The organism is Saccharopolyspora hirsuta (assembly GCF_008630535.1).
Classification (GTDB): Bacteria; Actinomycetota; Actinomycetes; order Mycobacteriales; family Pseudonocardiaceae; genus Saccharopolyspora; species Saccharopolyspora hirsuta.
In genome coordinates this window covers 275,282-293,989 of sequence record NZ_VWPH01000011.1, presented here as the reverse complement: position 1 = coordinate 293,989, position 18,708 = coordinate 275,282, and the positions used below count along the sequence as shown (strand labels likewise).

Sequence of the window (18,708 nt, the reverse complement as noted above, 5' to 3'; positions counted from 1 at the left end):
CCACCGCTCGCGATGGCCGGGACGTGATGCAGGCCATGCTGCCCGGGCGCATCGGCGATGTCGCGCTTTTGCAGCTATCGGCACTTCTGTCACTTGTGTAACCGGCCCGGCGGCCGCGTTTTCCGCCCCGGACCGGGCACGGGTTAACGTTCCCGCACCCGGTCGAGGCGGAGGTGAACATCGTGCTGCGGGTGCAGGCGTCGCTGTCCCGGCAGCTGCTCAGCTGGCAGCTGCTGATCATCTTCGCGCTGCTCGCCTCGGTCGCGGTGTTCTCCGTGGCGCAGACCGACATCGCGTTCCGGGCCACCGAAGGCCGCCGCATGCTCTCGGTCGCCGAGGACCTGGCCGCCACCGACGGCGTGCGGGTCAGCCTGCAGAACACCTTCCGGCGCGACGCGCTGCCGATCTTCGCCGAGAGCGCCCGCAGCCTCTCCGGCGCGGACGACGTGATCATCGCCGACAGCCGCGGCACCGTGCTCACCTCGCCCGACCCCGCCCAGCGCGGGAAACCGCTGCCGCTGGGCGAGAGCACGGTGCTGCAGGGCCGCTCGTGGGTCGGCGTGGTCCACACCGACGGCGTGGAATCGCTGGTGGCGCACGTGCCGGTGATCTCCAACGACGCGCGCATCATCGGCGTGGTCGCGGCCGGGCGCAACACCCCCGACGTGCTCCAGGGTCTGCGCCAGGCGCCCGAGAACCCGCTGGTGCTGCTCGCCTTCGCCACGTTCCTCGGGGTGGCCGGGTCGGTGCTGCTGGCGCGGCGGGTCAAGCGGCAGACGCTGGGGCTGGAGCCGCGCGAGATCACGCGGCTGGTCGAGCACCGCGAGGCGCTGCTGCACGGCGTGCGGGAGGGCGTGCTCGGCGTCGACGAGCAGAACCGGATCACGCTGGTCAACGACCAGGCGCGGCAGCTGCTGTCGCTACCCGACGACTGCGTGGGCCGCGACATCGACTCGCTGGACCTCAACGACCGCGCCCGCGACGTGCTCACCGGCCGCACCGACGGGGTGGACCAGATCGTGCTGCGGCGCGGCAAGGTCGTGGTGCTCAACCGGATGCCGATCTCCTCGGTCGGCGCGGTGGTCACCATGCGCGACCGCACCGAACTCGTCGACCTGCAGCGGGAGCTCGCCGTGCACCGCGACACCACCGACACGCTGCGCGCCCAGGCCCACGAGTTCAGCAACCGGCTGCACACCATCTCCGGGCTCATCGAGCTCGGCGAGTACGACGAGGTGCAGCGCTACGTCATGCGCATCAGCCACCGCCACGAGCAGTGGCACGCCGAGGTCACCGCGCGCATCCACGACCCGGCGACCGCGGCGCTGCTGATCGCCAAGGCCAGCCTGGCCGCCGAGCGCGGCGTCGGGCTGCGGCTGCACGAGGGCAGCTACCTGCCCGAGATCGACGAAGGCCTGTCCGCCGACCTGGTCACGGTGCTGGGCAACCTCGTCGACAACGCCCTGGACGCGCTGGAGGGGTCGGCCGGTGCCGACCGCTGGATCGAGATCGACCTGCGCAGCACCGACGAGGTCGTGGTGGTGGTGCGCGATTCCGGGCCCGGGGTGGCCGCCGAGATCGTCGAGGAGGTCTTCCGGCACGGCTTCACCACCAAGGCCGCGCGCGGCGGTGATCGCGGGTTGGGGCTGGCCTTGACCAGGCAGATCTGTCATCGTCGCGGCGGCTCGGTGCAGGTGCACAACGCACACGGCGCGGTGTTCACCGCGCGGCTGCCGCTGGGAGGACCGCAGGCATGATCAAGGTGTTGGTGGTGGACGACGACTTCATGGTCGCCAAGGTCCACAGCGGGTACGTGGCGCGAGTGCCCGGGTTCGAGGTCGTCGCGGCCGCGCACACCGGCGCCGAGGCGATCCACGCGGTGGACGAGCTGCGCCCGGACCTGGTCCTGCTCGACATCTACCTGCCCGACCTCGACGGGCTGTCGGTGCTGCGGCAGCTGCGCGCGCACCTGACGGCCGACCCCGACGTCATCGTGATCACCGCGGCCCGCGACCTGGACACGGTGCGCGGCGCGATCCGCGGCGGCGCGCTGCACTACCTGATCAAGCCGTTCAGCTTCGAGGCGCTGCGCGACCAGCTGGAGGAGTTCCGGGCGCTGCACACCAAGCTCAGCGAACTGCCCGGCGACGCCCCCGCCGAGCAGCAGGACGTCGACCGCCTCTTCGGCGCCCGCACCCGCCGCGCGACCCCGCCGAAGGGGCTGACCAACGAGACGGCGGACATCGTCGAGCGGATCCTGCGCGAGGCGACGGCGGCGGGCGGTGACCTGTCGGCGACCGAGTGCGCCGAGGCCAGCGAGCTCTCCCGGGTCAGCGCCCGCAAGTACCTGGAGCACTTCACCGACACCGGCCGCGCCGAGGTCCGCCTCCGCTACGGCGGCACCGGCCGCCCGGAACGCCGCTACCGCTGGTCGGGCTGACCCCGAAGACGCGATTTCATTGAGGTTTTTCCAGCCTCGTTCTGAGTGGCGGTGCCGGTAGCGGAACCTCAGCGCCCGCCTGGCTGTGGGTGCCCTGACCGATACACGGCGTCAGGGCCGCCCTCGCCAGGCGAACGCTGAGAACCCGCAGCGGTGCAAGCTGACAGCGTGGGCTATGCGCCTGGCGGCGCATGCGACACCTGCCGACCGGTGCCGGACGCCCTTCGCAGCTGCGGTCCACGGACAGGATGAACAAGTTCAATGGAAATCGGAGGTCCGATTTCCATTGAAATCGCGTTCACCAGAACCCGAGTTCCACGTCCCGGATCCCGTTCCGGGGTCCGCCCGGCACCTGGTGGTTGCAGTTTCAATTGAAACTGTGATCCCCCGTGGGTGCCGGGCGCAGTTTCAATTGAAACTGTGGTCCGCCCTGGGGCCGGGTGCAATTTCAGTTGAAACCGCGGTCAGGCCGTGGGGAGTCGCAGGCCGTTGTAGCCCGCGCGGGCGTCGGCGAAGCGCTTGCCGACCTCGTCCCAGTTGACCACGTTCCACAGGTGCTTGACGTAGTCCGCCTTCACGTTGCGGTACTGCAGGTAGTAGGCGTGCTCCCAGATGTCGAACACCAGCAGCGGCGTGGTGGCGATCGACAGGTTCGAGTGGTGGTCCCGCAGCTGCTGGGTGATCAACCGCTTCCCCACCGGGTCCCAGGCCAGCACGCCCCAGCCGTTGCCCTGGATCGTGGTGGACACCGCCTCCATCTGCGCCCGGAACGCATCGAAGGACCCGAAGTCCTCGTCGATCGCCGCGGCCAGCTCACCGGTCGGCTTGTCCCCGCCGTTCGGCGACAGGATCTTCCACCACACCAGGTGCAGCGAGTGCCCCGCCAGGTTGAACGCCAACGTGGTCTCCAGCCCCACGATCGACGAGAAATCACCCTTGTCCCGCGCCTCGGCGATCTTCTCGACCGTGTCGTTGGCGCCCTTGACGTAGGCCGCGTGGTGCTTGCTGTGGTGCAACTCGTTGATCTCACCGGCGATCGCCGGTTCCAACGCCGCGTAGTCGTAGTCCAACTCCGGCAACACGTACTGCGCCATCGATCTCTTCCCTTCCACCGAATTTCGCGGTTCGCAGGAAGTCTCGAACTTCCAGCGCACTCAAGGTCAATGACGCAGCGTGAGTGTCCTCGATCACTTTTCACCCTGGTCGGGGCCCGGTCCGCCCACTACTCTGCGCACCAGCACGGTCACCCGGAGGAACAATGCCCGAACGCTCCCAGATCCCGCACGACCTGGACCTGGACCGCCCCAGCGGGGCGCGGGTGCACGACTACTTCCTCGGCGGCGGCAGCAACTTCTCCTCGGACCGCGAGCTGGCCCGCCGGGTGCTCGCGGTGGCCCCGGACATCCGGCTGGACGCGCTGGCCAACCGCGCCTGCCTGCACCGCGTGGTGCGCGCCTGCCTGGAGCTGGGCGTGCGGCAGTTCCTGGACGTCGGCTGCGGCATCCCGACCTTCGGCACCACGCACCAGACCGCGCAGCAGCTGGCCCCGGACGCGCGGGTGGTCTACGTCGACAGCGAACCGCTCGCCGTCACGCAGGGCGAGCTGCTGCTGGAGGGCAACCCCGGCGCCGCCATCGTGCAGGCCGACCTGCGCGACGTCGACGCCGTGCTCACCGCGGACCGCACCCGCCAGTTGCTGGACCCGGCCGAGCCGGTGGCGGTGCTGATGTTCTCCGTCCTGCACTTCATCCCCGAACTCCCGGCGGCGATGATCGGCCGCTACCTGGACGCCTTCGCACCGGGATCCCTGCTCGGGCTGACCCACCTCACCGCCGACCACGCGCCGCAGACCGTGCGCGCGGTCTGCGCCCTGCTGGACGACAGCCAGCACCCCGGCATCGCGCGCAGCCGCGCCGAGCTGACCGACCTGCTGGCGGGCCTGGACCTGCTGGACCCCGGGGTGGTGCCGACCGCGGACTGGCGGCCGGAGCCCGGCGACTCGGACCTGCGCACCGAGGCGCCGCTGAGCTACGCGGCGGTGGCGCGAAAACCGTGACCAACCCGACACGGACCCGCCGGGGCGCTCCGTTGGGCGATCTGCCCAGCGCAGAACGCGATGATCCTTCGGTATTCAGACAAACAGCCCTGGTACGGTGACCCGCGTGCCCGAGATGACGTCCACTGCCACCAATCGGAGCTCGGGCCGGAGCAAGCGCAAGATCAGCTGGGACGTGGTGCGCACCGCCTGCGTCGTGCTGGTGATGCTCTACCACTCCACCTTCCTGAGCACCTACCTGCACCCGGAGATGACGCCGCGCTCGGTCGTCTTCCCGTTCCAGGTCGGAGCCAGCCTGCTGCTGGTGATCTCGGCGTACTTCGCGTGCGTGACCATCGGCCGCGGCACGCTGCTGCGCTACTGGTGGGGGCGGATGGCCCGGCTCGTCCCGCCGTTCCTCGGCGCCGTCGTGGTGGTCTTCCTGGTGATGCGCTGGGCCGCCGTGGAGGGCTGGTTCTACCCCACGTTCAGCGATCTGGTGTCCAACCTGCTGATGCTGTGGAACTGGAAGCCCGCCGACTACTGGTTCATCGACGGCTCGCACTGGACGGTCCCGCTGCAGCTGATGGGCTTCACCGCCGCCGCGCTGCTGTTCGCCACCAGGTGGGGGCACGGGCGGCGGATCATCGTCGTGCTGTGGCTGGCGGTGCTGCTGCCGATCGTGCAGTGGCCGCTGCGGGTGAGCGACCCGTCGGAGCTCTACCGGACCGTCGTCGACGGCATCGGCGTGCACCGCTGGCACCTGTTCGTGGTCGGGGTGGCGATCTGGTTGTGGTCGACGCGCCGGATCGGGCTGCCGCACTTCACCGGGCTGCTGATCGCCTGCATGGCCGGGCAGGCGCTGCACAACTACGCCGAGACCCCGGAGGGCCTGGTGGCCGACTGGGGCTCCACCATCGCGGTGTGCCTGGGCATGGTCGTGGTGGCGCTGACCGCCTGCGGCCCGGACTGGAACCGGGTGATCCCGAACTGGCTGGCCGGGCGGATTAGCTGGTTCGCGGGCATCTCCTACGGCGTGTTCCTGGTGCACCAGACGATCGGCTACATCGTGATGCGCAAGCTGGACGACCTCGGGGTGGACCCGCTGCTGCAGACGGCGGCGATGCTGATCACCGGCACGGTCCTCGGCTGGGCCCTGACCCGCGTGGTGGAGCGCCCGTCGCACAAGTTCCTGATGAACGCCTACGACGCCCTCACCGCGCGCCGCACCGCGCGCTCCAACGCGGGCTGACACGAGGAAGGGCGCCCTTCAGCGCATCAGAACGGGTGGCGTTCGAGGGTCTCGGCGTCCAGGACCGCGGAGCGCGTCGCGGGTGCTTCGACCTCGGCCCAGCGGCGCACGGTCGCTTCGGCTTCGGCCCGCTGGTCCGCGGGCAGGCCCTCGATCTTGGCGCCGTGGTTGGCACCGGGCACCAGGTAGCTGTACGAGTCGCGGGTGCCGGGGCCGAGCTCGAAGGGTTCGGCGCTCCAGGGGTCGCGCTCGCCGTTGACGAACATCAGCTCCGACCCCCGGCTGCGCACCCACGAGTCGACCTGGCGCATCACCCCGGGTTCGAAGCGCATCGGGATGTCGCGCGAGACCAGGTTGCGGGGCTGGCTGAGCTCGCGGTGGTGCAGCAGGTCGGCCAGCGGCTCGTCGGAGACGTGCGGCCAGCCCAGCTGGGTGCCCGCCTGGTAGTAGTACGGCGCGTACGGCTCGATGCCCTGGTCGGTGTAGAAGCGGAACTCCACGGTCTGGTCGAAGAACGCGTAGATCTCGTCGGTGCTGGCCGTGGTGGCGGGCACCTGGGCGCACTCGTCCTGGCCGCGGTACTGCCAGAACGCGAAGGGCGCGTCGAGCACCACCATCTCCAGGCCGCGGTCGACGTCGCCGATGATCCGGTCGAAGGTCAGCCCCTCGGCGTCGGCGTAGGCCTGGAACTTCGCCAGCAGCTCGTCGCGCCGGACCAGCGCTTCCCACTGCACCGCGGTCAGCGCCGCGCGGCAGGCCGGGTCGGTGCCGACCTCGGCCAGGAACTCGTCGTAGTCGTCCCGGTCGTTGTCGACGTCGTTGGGCGCCACGTAGGCGACCGTGCCGTCCACGTCGTCGGGGTAGAACCGCCGGTGGTAGACCGCCGTCATGCCGCCCTTGCTGGCCCCGGTGGTGATCCACTGCTGGTCGTAGACGGCGCGCAGCGCGGTGATCACCCGGTGCTGGTCGGTGGCGGCCTGCCAGATGTCGAGATCGTTCCAGTCCGCCGGGTCCGGCCGCGACGGGGTGAAGAAGCGGTGCTCCAGGCTCACCTGGTTGCCGTCGACCAGCCGGGTCGGCTCGGTGCGGGTGGTCTTCTCCGGCAAGTTGTAGCCGGAGGTGTAGAGCACGGTCGGCCGGGTCAGGTCGCGGTGCAGCAGGGTCAGGCGCTGCTGGAACTGCCCGGCCTCCGGGTGCCGGTGGTCGGCGGGCTGGGTGAAGGTCAGGTCGAACAGCCGGAACCCCGGTTCGGTGGGCCGCTCCCCCACCACCGTCAGGCCGGGCACCGCCGCCAGCCGGTCGCGCACGTCGTCCGCCGGTGGTGCCGCGCCCACCGGTGCGCCGACCAGCAGCACGCCGCACACCGCGGCGATGGTGACCAGAGCGCGCCAGAACATTTCCGCCTCCCGCTGCGCCGAATTCCAGTCGAACCTAGTGATCGCGCGCGGCGCCGGGAAGATCTCGGCGTGTTCTCGCCGTCCGGCACCGCTGGTGGGATCTTCGCGGTTCGTGATCGATTCCGCCCGCCGAGCAGCGGCTGCTGCGGGAGGGGCGGACCGCCCGCCCCGCCGGGCGAGCGGTCCGCGCGGTCAGGCTCGGCTCGCCGCCGCCTCTTCGGGCACCGGCTCCTCGTGGCGCTGCTCCGGGACGTCGACGTCGTCGACCGGCACGTGTCCGTTGTGGACGACCTCGGCGACGTAGCCGTCCGATCCCTCGCTGGCCGCGCCCGCTTCGGTGGCGGCCAGGAACGGCTCCGCGGTGGCCAGCACCTGTTGCGCGGCGCGGACCCGCTGCGCGAGGTCCTGGCGCATGCGCAGCATCGTCTCGGAGTACTCGTCGGCCCGCCGGATCCGCCGCTCCGCCTCCGCGGTGGCCTCCCGGACCCGCCGCTGCGCGGCCTCCCGGCTGGCCTGCTCGCGCTCGGCCATGATGCGCATCGCCTCTTCGCGGCGCGCCGCCATGGACACCTCGAAGTCGTGCTCGACCTGGGTGCGCCGCTCCTCGGCCTCGGTGTCCAGCCGCCGCCGGCAGTCCTCGGCCTCCCGCTTCATGGCCTGGACCTCCTCGCGGGTGCGGGCGAGCATCTCGCTGCGCTGCTGCTCGGACTGCCGCCGCCACTCGTCGGCCTCGGCGACCAGCTTCTCGTACCGCTCGCGCAGCTCGGCCGCGGCCTGCTCGCTGCGCGCCCACTCGTGCTCGGCCGCGGCCTGCGCGGCGGCGACCACCTCGTTGGCCTCGTCGTGCGCGAGCCGGACCATCCTGCGTAAGCGGTCGGTCAGCGCAGCGGCGTCGATCGGAGTGCGGGCCTGGTCGTCGAGCTGCTGCTTGAGCACCTCGACCTCGGCGCGCGCCTGCTCCAGCTGCGCGGTCAGCTCTGCCACCTGGCTGAGCGCCGAGTCGCGGTCCTCGGCGAGCATCCGGAGCTCGGTCTCGGTCTGCTGAATGTAGAACTTCACCTGCGATCGCCGGAACCCGTACCAAACTGTGTCGAAATCCGACTTCAGCGGCACCAATTCGCGGTCTTCGTTGTGCCCCACGGTCTCACCCCACCTGAAGTTGATCAATCGTGCTGGGAGCGAGCCACGCCCCGACGCGGCAAGTTCCGTTGTACACCGGAAAAACGCCTGGCGATGTGCTCCACCGGACTGAAAACCGGCAGACCGGACGCTGCGGCGCGGACGGTGCCACGGATCGCTGGCACCCATTCTTCCCGGCCCGGGCGGCTAGATCAACAGCGCCGGATTCGGTGCAATGCAACGGACATCCGATGTTGACCGACCGGACACCCGGGGAGAAATGCCTGCTGGAATCAGCTTTCCGCGGGCCCGGACAGCACCCGGCGGAATATCATCTCGATTTCGTCTCGGCTCGGCACCGATTCCCGGACGATGCCCTGCATCAGCAGACCGCAGATCACCGCGGTCAGCGCCCGGCCGGTGGCCTCGTCGGTGTGCGCGGAGAACAGCTCGGCCATCGCGCTGTCCCACTCCTGGCTCACGTGGCGCAGCGCGGGCTTGTGCAGCGCGGCCACGTAGAGCTCGTGCTCGACCGCGGTCTGCGACCGGGCCGGGCCCAGGTAGTGCAGCACCAGGTCGGTCAGCGCGTCGGCCAGGTCGTCGTTGTCGGCCAGCCCCTCGGCCCACCGCCGCAGGTGCGCCACGTCGTCGGCGGCGGCCTGCCGCAGGGCGCTGGCCAGCAGGTCGTCGAGCGAGGCGAAGTAGTAGGTGGTCGACCCCAGCGGAACCCCGGCCTCGGCGGCCACCGCCCGGTGGGTGAGCTTGTCCACACCGCGCTCGGCGACGACGGCGATCGCCGCGCGGGCGATGCGCTCGGGGCGGGCCGGGTCCTTGCGGCGCGCGGCGGGGGCGGGCTGCGTGGTCGACATTCGCTTCGGCGTCCCTCCAGTGTCGCCGGCCACTTCTCGACGGCGGGCCGGATGACCTTGCCCAGCCTGCCATGCCGAAGGTCCGGCGCGATGCGGTCCAGGTCACCGGATTCGCGTTCCCCCTGTTCGGAGCGCATATTTTCAACGGAGAACGACATCGATCAACCCCGGTGATGTACAGATGTACACCAACGGTGTTAGGGTCTTCCGCGGCACTGAGAGCAATCGCACCAGGCCGAGGAATCGACCTGCTGCTGGAATTGAACGAAGACCGCGCACGGCCGCCACCGAATGCACCGCCAGGAGGTGAAATCGCAGTACGGCGCGCCGACGGCACCATTCGGCGAATTTCGCCCAGAAGCGACGAGACGATTCGCGTGGCGAAGTGCCCGCTCTCGCGGCATTGTGTGACCACACCGGCACCAGAAGTGCGCGGTCGTGCGGTTCCAGCACGAAAAGCACAACCGACATCACGGGGATACGAGCATGTCGCAAGCTGAGAATTCAGCACCCACGCTGTTCATCGACGGCGAATGGGTGTCGGCCGCGGACGGTCGCACCCGCGAGATCCGCTGCCCCGCCGACGGGGCGCTGGTGGCCACCGTGGCCGAGGGCGGCCGGGCCGACGCCGAGCGGGCCGTCGCCGCCGCCCGCCGCGCCTTCGACGAGGGCTCCTGGGCGACGAGCTCGCCGTGGGAGCGCGGTGACCTGCTGCTGCGGGTCAGCGACATCCTGGTGCGCGACAAGGCCGAGTTCGCCCGCGCCGAATCGCTGGACACCGGCAAGCGGCTGGTGGAGAGCGAGTTCGACATGGACGACATCGCCGCCTGCTTCCGCTACTTCGGCAAGATCGCCGGCACCGACGCGGGCCACCTGGTCGACACCGGGTCGCGGGACTCCATCAGCCGCGTCCAGTACGAGCCGGTCGGCGTGTGCGGCATGATCACGCCCTGGAACTACCCGCTGCTGCAGGTGGCCTGGAAGGTCGCCCCGGCCATCGCGGCGGGCGACACCTTCGTGCTCAAGCCCAGCGAGCTGACCCCGAGCACCGCGATCCTGCTGATGCGCGCGCTGACCGAGGCCGGGCTGCCCGCCGGGGTCGGCAACCTGGTGCTGGGCACCGGCGCCGAGGTCGGCTCGGTGCTGTCCGAGCACCCCGACGTGGACCTGGTCTCCTTCACCGGCGGTCTGCACACCGGCCGCAAGGTCTCCGCGGCGGCCGCCGCGACGGTCAAGAAGGTCGCGCTGGAGCTGGGCGGAAAGAACCCCAACGTGGTGTTCGCCGACGCCGACTTCGAGACCGCCGTGGACTTCGCGCTGACCGCGGTGTTCCTGCACTCCGGCCAGGTGTGCTCGGCCGGTGCCCGGCTGATCGTGCAGGACGAGCTGCACGACGCGCTGGTGGACGAGATCGTCCGCCGCGCCGAGCTGATCCGCCTGGGCGGGCCGTTCGACTCCGACGCCGAGACCGGTCCGCTGATCTCGGCCGAGCACCTGCAGAAGGTCGACGACTACGTGGCCAAGTCGGTCGCCGAGGGCGCGGTCCTGCGCACCGGTGGCCGCCGCCCCGAGGGCGAGCGCTACGCCAACGGCCACTACTACCTGCCGACCGTCCTCGACGAGGTGCGGCAGGGCTCGTACGCGGTGACCGAGGAGTCCTTCGGCCCGGTGCTGACCGTGGAGCGGTTCACCGACGAGGACGACGCGGTGCGCATCGCCAACGACACCCACTACGGCCTGGCCGGCGGGGTGTTCACCGGTGACCCGGCCAAGGCGCAGCGGGTGGCCAACCGGCTGCGGCACGGCACCGTGTGGATCAACGACTTCCACCCCTACCTGCCGCAGGCGGAGTGGGGTGGCTTCAAGCAGTCCGGCATCGGCCGCGAACTCGGCCGCGCCGGGCTCGGCGAGTACCAGGAGGCCAAGCACGTCTTCCAGAACCTGCGGCCCGGTCCGCAGAACTGGTTCTCCGGCAAATAAGGAGATTCGGGGCGCTGCGGCGGTGTCCGATCCACCGCCGCGGCGGTCCCGCGCGGCCTGATCCGGCCGCGATCGCATTTCGCGCGACGCAAAGCAACCACCCGGTCCAACCCTCCCGCGCATCCGGCGCGGGCGAAGTGGGCCGGGAAAGGAGTTGGCGCATGAGCAGCCCTTCATCAACTACAGTCCCGCTCAACCGCACCTCAGGGGACCGTGACGCAACCCAGCCACAAGTAACCCCGAAACGCGAGATCACCCCCGAACGCAACCACCACTGTGAATCGCGGGGAGGCGGTACAGCATGAGCGCGCCCAATTACGATGCCGAGCTCAACGAGTTCGGTTACACCAACAAACTGAAGAGAAGTCTCGGAGGGTTCCACACCTTCGCCGCCGGGATCAGCTACATCTCGGTGCTCACCGGCACCTTCCAACTGTCCTACTTCGGCCTCTCCTTCGGGGGTCCCGCCTACTGGTGGTCCTGGCCGATCGTGTTCGTGGGGCAGTTGCTCGTGGCGTTGAGTTTCGCCGAGCTGGCATCGCGGTACCCGATCGCCGGTTCCGTCTACAACTGGGCGAAGAAGCTGGGCGGTCAGCACGTCGGCTGGCTGGCCGGGTGGATGATGCTGCTGGCCTCGATCGTGTCGATCTCGGCCACCGCGCTGGCCTACCAGAACACCCTCCCGCAGATCTGGTCCGGATTCCAGGTGATCGGCGACGGCGCCAACGCCACCGACGCCGCGGTCAACGGCATCATGCTGGCGCTGGTGCTGATCCTGTTCACCACGCTGGTCAACGCCTTCGGCGTCAAGCTGATGGCCCGGATCAACAGCGGCGGCGTGTTCATCGAGCTGGTCGCCGCGGTGCTGCTGATCGTCGCGCTGGCGCTGGTGGCGGTGAACCCGCCGACCGTGGTGCTCGACACCAACGGCACCGAGTCGGCCTACGGCGGCAGCTACCTGACCGCGTTCCTGGTCGCCGGGATCGCCTCCTCGTACGTGATGTACGGCTTCGACACCGCCGCCTCGCTGGGCGAGGAGTCCATCGACCCGCACCGCAACGCGCCGAAGGCGATCCTGCGGGCGCTGATCGCCTCGTTCGTCCTCGGCGGTCTGATCATCCTGCTGGGCCTGATGGCCACCCGCGACTTCTCGGCGCCGGAGCTGGCCTCCAGCGGCCTGCAGTTCGTGCTCAACGACGCGCTGGGCCCGTTCGTCGGCCGGTTGTTCCTGCTGGCCATCTTCGTGGCGATCACGGTCTGCGTGCTGGCGGTGCACACCGCCGCGATCCGGATCATGTTCGCGATGGCCCGGGACAACGCGCTGCCCGCCGGTTCGCTGCTGGCGCGGGTCAGCCCGCGGTTCCAGACCCCGGTCATCCCGGCGGTGGTCATCGGCGTGGTCGCGGTGGCGCTGCTGCTGGTCAACATCGGCCAGCCGCAGATCTTCACCGCCATCACCAGCCTGGCGATCATCCTGATCTACATCTCCTACCTGCTGGTGACCGTGCCGATGCTGATCGCGCGGCTGCGCGGCAAGTGGAAGCCGGTCAAGGAGGAGGGCCGGTTCGGCCTGGGCAAGCTGGGGCTGCCGATCAACGTGCTGGCCGTGCTGTGGGGCGCGGGCATGACGATCAACCTGGCCTGGCCGCGCCGCGAGGTCTACAACGCCGAGCCGCCCTACCACTGGTACCTGCAGTACAGCTCGGTCCTGTTCGTCGGAGTCGCGGCGGTCGCCGGATTCGCGTACTACTGGTTCGTCCAGCGCCACAAGATCGGTGTCCTCGCCGAGCACTCGTCCACATCGGACGTCGGCGAGACCAGCCCGGTCGCCTGAGCTCGCAGACAACTTCCCGCACAGAAACGGAGATTCGGACAATGACAGACCAGTTCGACTACGTGGTGGTCGGCGGCGGTAGCGCGGGTGCGGCGGTCGCGTCGCGGCTCTCGGAGGACCCGAACGTCACCGTGTGCCTGCTGGAGGCCGGGCCGTCGGACGTGGGCGACAAGGCCATCCTGGAGCTCAAGCGCTGGATGGCGCTGCTGGAGTCCGGCTACGACTGGGACTACCTGATCGAGCCGCAGGAGAACGGCAACTCCTTCATGCGGCACGCGCGGGCCCGGGTGCTCGGCGGCTGCTCCTCGCACAACTCCTGCATCGCCTTCTGGGCGCCCGCCGAGGACCTCGACGAGTGGGAGTCGATGGGCGCCACCGGCTGGGGCGCCAAGGACATCTTCCCGCTCTACAAGCGGCTGGAGACCAACGACGGGCCGGGCGACCACCACGGCCGCAGCGGCCCGGTGACGCTGCGCAGCGTCCCGCCGAACGACCCGTGCGGTGTCGCGCTGCTGCAGGCGTGCGAGCAGCAGGGCATCCCGACCACGGAGTTCAACTCGGGCAAGACCGTGGTGCACGGCGCCAACTGGTTCCAGATCAACGCCCGCGAGGACGGCACCCGCTCCTCCTCGTCGGTGTCCTACCTGCACCCGAACCTGGACCGGCCGAACCTGGAGATCCGCACCCAGGCGTGGGCGAAGAAGGTCGTCTTCGACGGCGCCCGGGCCACCGGCGTGCAGTACCTGGACCCGGACCTGATCCACACCCGCACGGTGTCCGCGCGCCGCGAGGTGGTGCTGTCCACCGGCGCCATCGACACCCCGAAGCTGCTGATGCTGTCCGGCATCGGCCCGGCCGAGCACCTGCGCGAGTTCGGCATCGACGTGCTGGTGGACTCCCCCGGCGTCGGCTCCAACCTCCAGGACCACCCGGAGGGCGTGATCAGCTGGGACGCCAAGAAGCCGATGGTCACCGACTCGACGCAGTGGTGGGAGATCGGCATCTTCACCACCACCGAGCCGGGGCTGGACCGGCCGGACCTGATGTTCCACTACGGTTCGGTGCCCTTCGACATGCACACCGTGCGGCAGGGCTACCCGACCTCGGAGAACAGCTTCTGCCTGACCCCGAACGTCACCCGCGCCCGCTCCACCGGCACGGTGCGGCTGCGCAGCCGCGACTTCCGGGACAAGCCGAAGGTCGACCCGCGGTACTTCACCCACCCGCACGACATGCGGGTGATGACCGAGGGCATCAAGCTGGCCCGCAAGATCGTCGGGCAGCCGGCGATGCAGGAGTGGGCCGGTGCCGAGCTGTTCCCGGGCCCGGACGTGCGCACCGACGACGAGATCGCCGACTACATCAAGCGCACCCACAACACCGTCTACCACCCGGCGGCCTCGGTGCCGATGGGTGCCGACGACGACCCGACCAAGCCGCTGGACGCGCGGCTGCGGGTCAAGGGCGTGCAGGGCCTGCGCGTCGCGGACGCCTCGGCGATGCCGTTCCTGGTGGCGGTGAACCCGAACATCACCACCATGGCCATCGGCGAGAAGTGCTCGGACATGCTCAAGGAGGACAACCGCTGACCGGGTGCGGGGCGCCCGCGCCCCGCACCTCCCATCGATCTCACCCGATCGATGCCGACGCCGGTGCTGTTCCCCGAAAGCAGCTTGGTGTTCGGTAGCCCAGAAGGCCCCTCCGGTCCCCCGCCCCGGAGGGGCCTTCGCCCTTCCCGGCGCGATTTCAATGGAAATCAGACGTCCGATTTCCATTGAGATCGCGGGAGTCCCGGGCAGCTCGGCCCCCGTCGGACGACGGGTCACTCCGGGGACATGACCTCGTAGAAGTTGCCCGAGGCGTCGCTGAAGAACAGCCCCCGGGGGCACAGCGGGTGGTCGACGCGCCCGTTGTCCGGTTCCCGCGGGTTGCTGCCGAAGGGCACCCCGCGGTCCCGCAGGCGGGCGAGGACCTCGTCGAACTCCGCTGGCGTCACGTCGAAGGCGAGGTGGTGCGGTTCGGCGTCCGGCACCGTCATGAACTGCAGGGTCAGCGAGTCGTTGACCGCGACGGGGACGAACTTGCCGTCGACGCCGTCCGGCGGCAGGCGGCGCAGGCCCAGGATCCCGGCCAGGAAGTCGGCCGCCTCGGCGTTGTCCCGCGCGGGGACGATCGCGTGGTTCAGCGTGACGGTCATTCGCCCTCCACCACCGCTCCGCGCAGGAAGAGTTCGACCAGCTCGGCGGGTTCGAGGGACTCCGCCCCCATCCTCGGCCGCGCGAACAGCACGCCGAGGAACACCGCGGCCAGCTTCGGCGGCGGCAGTCGCAGGGACTGCCGCTCCGGTTCGAACAGCTCGGCCACCGCTTCCCGGATCTGCCGCATCGACTCCGCGCGATCGTCGTTGCGCGGCCCGTCCTGATCACCGCGCGGTCCGCGCAAGTGCCCGGAGGCGTGCAGCGAGCCCAGCACCGCTCCCATCCGCTCCAGGTGCGCGGACAGCGCCTCGGCGGCATCGGCGAGCCGCTGCTCCAGGGGTTGGTCGATCGGGATCGAGGCGATCTCGCGCACCGCGTGCTCCGGCGCGACCGCTTCGGCCACGCAGGCCCCGAGCAGCTCGTCCTTGTCCGCGAAGACCCGGAAGATCGTCGCCTCGCCGATTCCGGCGGCCCGCGCCACCTGCTTGGTCGTCACCGCCGCGCCGTACTCGGCGACCAGCGGAATCGCCGCCGCGACGATCATCGCCCGCCGCTCTTCAGCACTCATCCCCGGCGCCCTGCGCCGCGTCGTCTCAGCCATGCCCACCACGGTACGGAGTGAGCACTCACTCCGTCAAGGAAGAAGTGAGCGCTCACTCCGATCCGCAGGCCGCGCCCGCCACTGGGGCTTCGACCTCGGGGGGTGTTTCCGCAGGTGATCGACCGTGAGCACTTCGCGGGGCCATAGTGCTCACGGGAGTTCAGGACGGGTCGGCGTAGCGCATCACCAGGGTTGCGGTGACGTCCTCGGCCGGGGCTTGGTAGACGTGGTCCACTCCGCCGTCGAAGCGGATGTAGTCGCCGGGACCGAGGGTTTCCGGGGCCGATTCCGGTCCGGTGACCAGGGTTCCGGTGTGCACCAGCAGCTGCTCGACCACGCGGGGGCGGTGCGCGGCGGAGACGTACCGGGACCCGGCGCGCACGTGCAGGCGGTAGACCTCCAGGCGCTGGCCACCGGCGACCACCCGGTCCATCAGCTGGACGTCCACCACCTGCCCGGACAGGTCCGCGCCGCTGACGCGGTTGACCACCACGGCGGCCTCCGACTCCGGCTCGGCGACCAGCAGCCGCCCCAGCGGCACGTCGAGGACCGTGGCCAGCGCGTAGAGGGTCTCCAGCGTCGGGTTGCGGCGTCCGGCTTCCAGCTCGGACAGCGTGCCCTTGCCGATCTCCGCGCGGCGCGCGGTCTCGGACAGCGACAACCCGCGCTCGGCCCGAGCTGCGCGCAGGTTCGCACCCACCACCTTGACCAGCTCCACCGCTCCTCCTAGCATCGCTCGCGTTCCATTTACAGAACGGATGGGTTCCTGTGCTGCGCCGACGACTCCCCACCGCTCCGGTGTCCACTCTGGTCGCCGGTGGCATCACCACGCTGGTCGGGGTGGTGAGTTCCGCGGCCATCGTCTTCCAGGCCGCCCGCGCGCTCGGCGCCGGGCCCGCGGAGATCGGCTCGTGGATCCTCGCGCTGGGCGCGGGCATCGGCGTCACCTCGATCGCGCTGTCGCTGCGCTACCGGGTGCCCGTCGTGCTGGCCTGGTCGACGCCCGGCGCCGCGCTGCTGGCCACCAGCGGCCAGGGCGTCTCGATGTCCGAGGCCGTCGGCGCGTTCCTGCTGGCCGCGGCGCTGACCGTGGTGGTCGGGCTGACCGGGTGGTTCGAGCGCGCGGTGGACCTGATCCCCGGCTCGATCGCCGCCGCGCTGCTCGGCGGGGTGCTGCTGCAGTTCGGGATCGGCGTGTTCACCACCATGCAGGACGAGTTCTGGCTGGTCGCGGCCATGCTGGCGGGTTACCTGCTGGGCAAGCGACTGCTGCCGCGCTACGCGGTGCTCATCGCGCTGGTGGTCGGCGTGGCGCTCGCCGCCGCGCAGGGTTCGCTGCGGCTCAGCGGGGTCGACATCGCGCTGGCGAGCCCGGTCTGGGTGTGGCCGAGCTGGTCGCCGCACACCGCGATCAGCGTCGCCATCCCGCTGTTCGTCATCACCATGACCTCGCAGAACCTGCCCGGCGTGGTCACGCTGCGGACGCACGGCTACTCGACCCCGGTGTCCCCGGTGCTGTCCTGGACGGGTGCGGCGAACGCGGTGCTCGCGCCGCTGGGCTGCTTCGGCATCAACCTGGCGGCGATCACCGCCGCGCTGTGCATGGGCCGCGACGCCCACGAAGACCCGGCGCAGCGCTACAAGGCGAGCATCGCCTCCGGGGTCTGCTACGTCCTGCTGGGGATCTTCGGCGCGACGCTGGGCAGTCTGCTCGCGGCGTTCCCGCTGGCGCTGGTCACCGCGCTGGCCGGGATCGGGCTGCTCGACACCATCGGCGGCTCGCTGGCCAAGGCGACCGAGGACGCCGACAGCCGCACCGCGGCGCTGATCGCGTTCCTGGTGACGGCCTCGGGGCTGACGCTGTTCGGCATCGCCTCGGTGTTCTGGGGCCTGCTCGCCGGGGTCGCCACCCACCTGGTCACCCGGCGACCGGCGGCGGTGGGCGGACCTCCGGCCGGAGTTCCGCCCACCTGATCGGCCGGGGTCAGCCGATCGTCGTGGTGGTCAGGACCGGGTTGGGGTTGGGGAAGCAGCGCGACGGCACGTCGGTGTCACCGATGATCGACGACACCACGGCGGTGAAGGTCAGGCCGGGGTCGTCGTAGCTGGTGCCGTGCAGCTTCGTCTCGATCGTGCCGGAGTCACCGGCGGTGAGGTGCGCGGTGACGGTGGGCAGCTCGAACTGGGAGCCGCCCGCGATCGGACCGTCCAGGTGCAGGGTGGCGACGTTGCCCTCCACGCTGATCGTCGGCGGGTTCGGGCCGAGGCCGGAACCGCCCGCCAGGTCGGCGGAGACGAAGGTGGAGTTCGCCGGGATCGGGATCTTCAGGTCCATGCCCTCGATCCGCTTGACCGTGTAGCCGTTGACCTCGGAGGGAACCGTGTTCACGGCCGGGTCGATCACGATGTCCAGCGCACCGCCGGGGGCGACGGTGGCCGGTGCCGTGACGTCAGCGCCCTGCTGCAGGCTGAACTGCTGCTCGCCCACCGGCGACGAGCCGGAGCAGTCGAAGTTGACGTCGAAGGCGGCAGCCAGGGCCTGTGGGGTGAACGCGAGCGCCGCGGCTGCGGTCAGGGCGGCAGCAGCGGCAGCACGTCTGCCACGGAGTCGGGACGTCATTGGCCTCACCTCGCATGATCGGCAACGAAAAGGTGCTGGCCGCGCGGCGACCCGAATACTTACTGCCGAGTAAACTCCGCGTCAACGCGACCGCCGTTCCCACAATTCCCACCGGGCACCGAGCGCGACAGCCGGTTCACCGGGATACCGGGCACAACCGCCGATCTGATGGATGTCGTTGCGACGAAAGGGGTTTCGGCGGGTCCGGGACGCCCGGAACCGCGACCCGGGGTGATCGCCGACCTGCCGATGGTGGTAGTTGCACGCTCACCCGGGGCAAGGACCGCAGCCGCCCTGGCGCGCTGGTCCGAACGCCGCCCCCGGTGCACCCGTTCCGACCAAGAGCTGGCAACGGCTGTCCGG

16 protein-coding genes are annotated in these 18,708 nt (G+C 70.3%); 8 read left to right on the top strand and 8 right to left on the bottom strand.

Going from position 1 to position 18,708, the window contains the following annotated elements; translation table 11 throughout:
- The first annotated feature begins 182 nt into the window (after positions 1-182).
- Complete coding sequence (locus F1721_RS24185; RefSeq protein WP_246155279.1) at positions 183-1,757, top strand: sensor histidine kinase; 1,575 nt, start codon at positions 183-185, stop codon at positions 1,755-1,757.
- Positions 1,754-2,440 (top strand): response regulator, encoded by a 687-nt coding sequence (locus F1721_RS24180; RefSeq protein WP_150069047.1) that lies wholly within the window; start codon positions 1,754-1,756, stop codon positions 2,438-2,440. The genes F1721_RS24185 and F1721_RS24180 overlap by 4 nt, the downstream gene beginning before the upstream one ends.
- Positions 2,441-2,904: 464 nt before the next feature.
- Here the strand turns inward: F1721_RS24180 and F1721_RS24175 are convergent, their stop codons facing one another.
- Entirely contained in the window at positions 2,905-3,534 is a 630-nt protein-coding gene (locus tag F1721_RS24175) for a superoxide dismutase (RefSeq protein WP_150069046.1), read from the bottom strand.
- A 164-nt stretch (positions 3,535-3,698) separates the two neighbouring features.
- Here F1721_RS24175 and F1721_RS24170 point away from each other — a divergent pair, with 164 nt between their 5' ends.
- Complete coding sequence (locus F1721_RS24170) at positions 3,699-4,496, top strand: SAM-dependent methyltransferase (protein ID WP_150069045.1); 798 nt, start codon at positions 3,699-3,701, stop codon at positions 4,494-4,496.
- Between the two features lie 115 nt (positions 4,497-4,611).
- Positions 4,612-5,727 (top strand): acyltransferase family protein, encoded by a 1,116-nt coding sequence (locus F1721_RS24165; RefSeq protein ID WP_211840600.1) that lies wholly within the window; start codon positions 4,612-4,614, stop codon positions 5,725-5,727.
- 26 nt (positions 5,728-5,753) lie between these two features.
- Here F1721_RS24165 and F1721_RS24160 read toward each other — a convergent pair whose 3' ends face one another.
- From F1721_RS24160 to F1721_RS24150, 3 genes are all read right to left on the bottom strand, one after another.
- The gene (locus tag F1721_RS24160) at positions 5,754-7,124 is read right to left on the bottom strand and encodes a S28 family serine protease (RefSeq protein ID WP_150069043.1); all 1,371 of its coding nucleotides are present in this window, start codon (positions 7,122-7,124) and stop codon (positions 5,754-5,756) included.
- Positions 7,125-7,316: 192 nt separating this feature from the next.
- Positions 7,317-8,183: a coiled-coil domain-containing protein gene (locus F1721_RS24155; protein ID WP_246155270.1), complete on the bottom strand. Its 867-nt coding sequence runs from the start codon at positions 8,181-8,183 to the stop codon at positions 7,317-7,319.
- 353 nt (positions 8,184-8,536) lie between these two features.
- Positions 8,537-9,112, bottom strand: a complete 576-nt coding sequence (locus F1721_RS24150; protein ID WP_150069042.1) for a TetR/AcrR family transcriptional regulator — start codon at positions 9,110-9,112, stop codon at positions 8,537-8,539.
- 486 nt (positions 9,113-9,598) lie between these two features.
- Between F1721_RS24150 and F1721_RS24145 the strand changes: the two genes are divergently transcribed.
- The 3 genes from F1721_RS24145 to F1721_RS24135 all read left to right on the top strand — a co-directional run bounded on the left by F1721_RS24145 (position 9,599) and on the right by F1721_RS24135 (position 14,515).
- Entirely contained in the window at positions 9,599-11,092 is a 1,494-nt protein-coding gene (locus F1721_RS24145; RefSeq protein ID WP_150069041.1) for an aldehyde dehydrogenase family protein, read from the top strand.
- A 301-nt stretch (positions 11,093-11,393) separates the two neighbouring features.
- Positions 11,394-12,926, top strand: a complete 1,533-nt coding sequence (locus tag F1721_RS24140; protein WP_150069040.1) for an APC family permease — start codon at positions 11,394-11,396, stop codon at positions 12,924-12,926.
- Positions 12,927-12,967: 41 nt separating this feature from the next.
- The gene (locus F1721_RS24135) at positions 12,968-14,515 is read left to right on the top strand and encodes a GMC family oxidoreductase (RefSeq protein WP_150069039.1); all 1,548 of its coding nucleotides are present in this window, start codon (positions 12,968-12,970) and stop codon (positions 14,513-14,515) included.
- 233 nt (positions 14,516-14,748) lie between these two features.
- On the opposite strand, the gene F1721_RS24130 is transcribed toward F1721_RS24135, so the two are convergent.
- The 3 genes from F1721_RS24130 to F1721_RS24120 all read right to left on the bottom strand — a co-directional run bounded on the left by F1721_RS24130 (position 14,749) and on the right by F1721_RS24120 (position 16,443).
- Positions 14,749-15,123, bottom strand: coding sequence for a VOC family protein (locus F1721_RS24130; protein ID WP_150069038.1), 375 nt, complete (start codon positions 15,121-15,123; stop codon positions 14,749-14,751).
- On the bottom strand, positions 15,120-15,725 hold the full coding sequence (locus tag F1721_RS24125) for a TetR/AcrR family transcriptional regulator (RefSeq protein WP_150069037.1): 606 nt from the start codon (positions 15,723-15,725) through the stop codon (positions 15,120-15,122). The genes F1721_RS24130 and F1721_RS24125 overlap by 4 nt, the downstream gene beginning before the upstream one ends.
- Positions 15,726-15,885: 160 nt before the next feature.
- Positions 15,886-16,443: a helix-turn-helix domain-containing protein gene (locus F1721_RS24120; RefSeq protein WP_150069036.1), complete on the bottom strand. Its 558-nt coding sequence runs from the start codon at positions 16,441-16,443 to the stop codon at positions 15,886-15,888.
- Between the two features lie 50 nt (positions 16,444-16,493).
- Between F1721_RS24120 and F1721_RS24115 the strand changes: the two genes are divergently transcribed.
- Positions 16,494-17,699, top strand: coding sequence for a benzoate/H(+) symporter BenE family transporter (locus F1721_RS24115; protein ID WP_150069035.1), 1,206 nt, complete (start codon positions 16,494-16,496; stop codon positions 17,697-17,699).
- Between the two features lie 10 nt (positions 17,700-17,709).
- Here the strand turns inward: F1721_RS24115 and F1721_RS24110 are convergent, their stop codons facing one another.
- On the bottom strand, positions 17,710-18,345 hold the full coding sequence (locus F1721_RS24110) for a cyclase (RefSeq protein WP_150069034.1): 636 nt from the start codon (positions 18,343-18,345) through the stop codon (positions 17,710-17,712).
- Between the last annotated feature and the right edge of the window lie 363 nt (positions 18,346-18,708).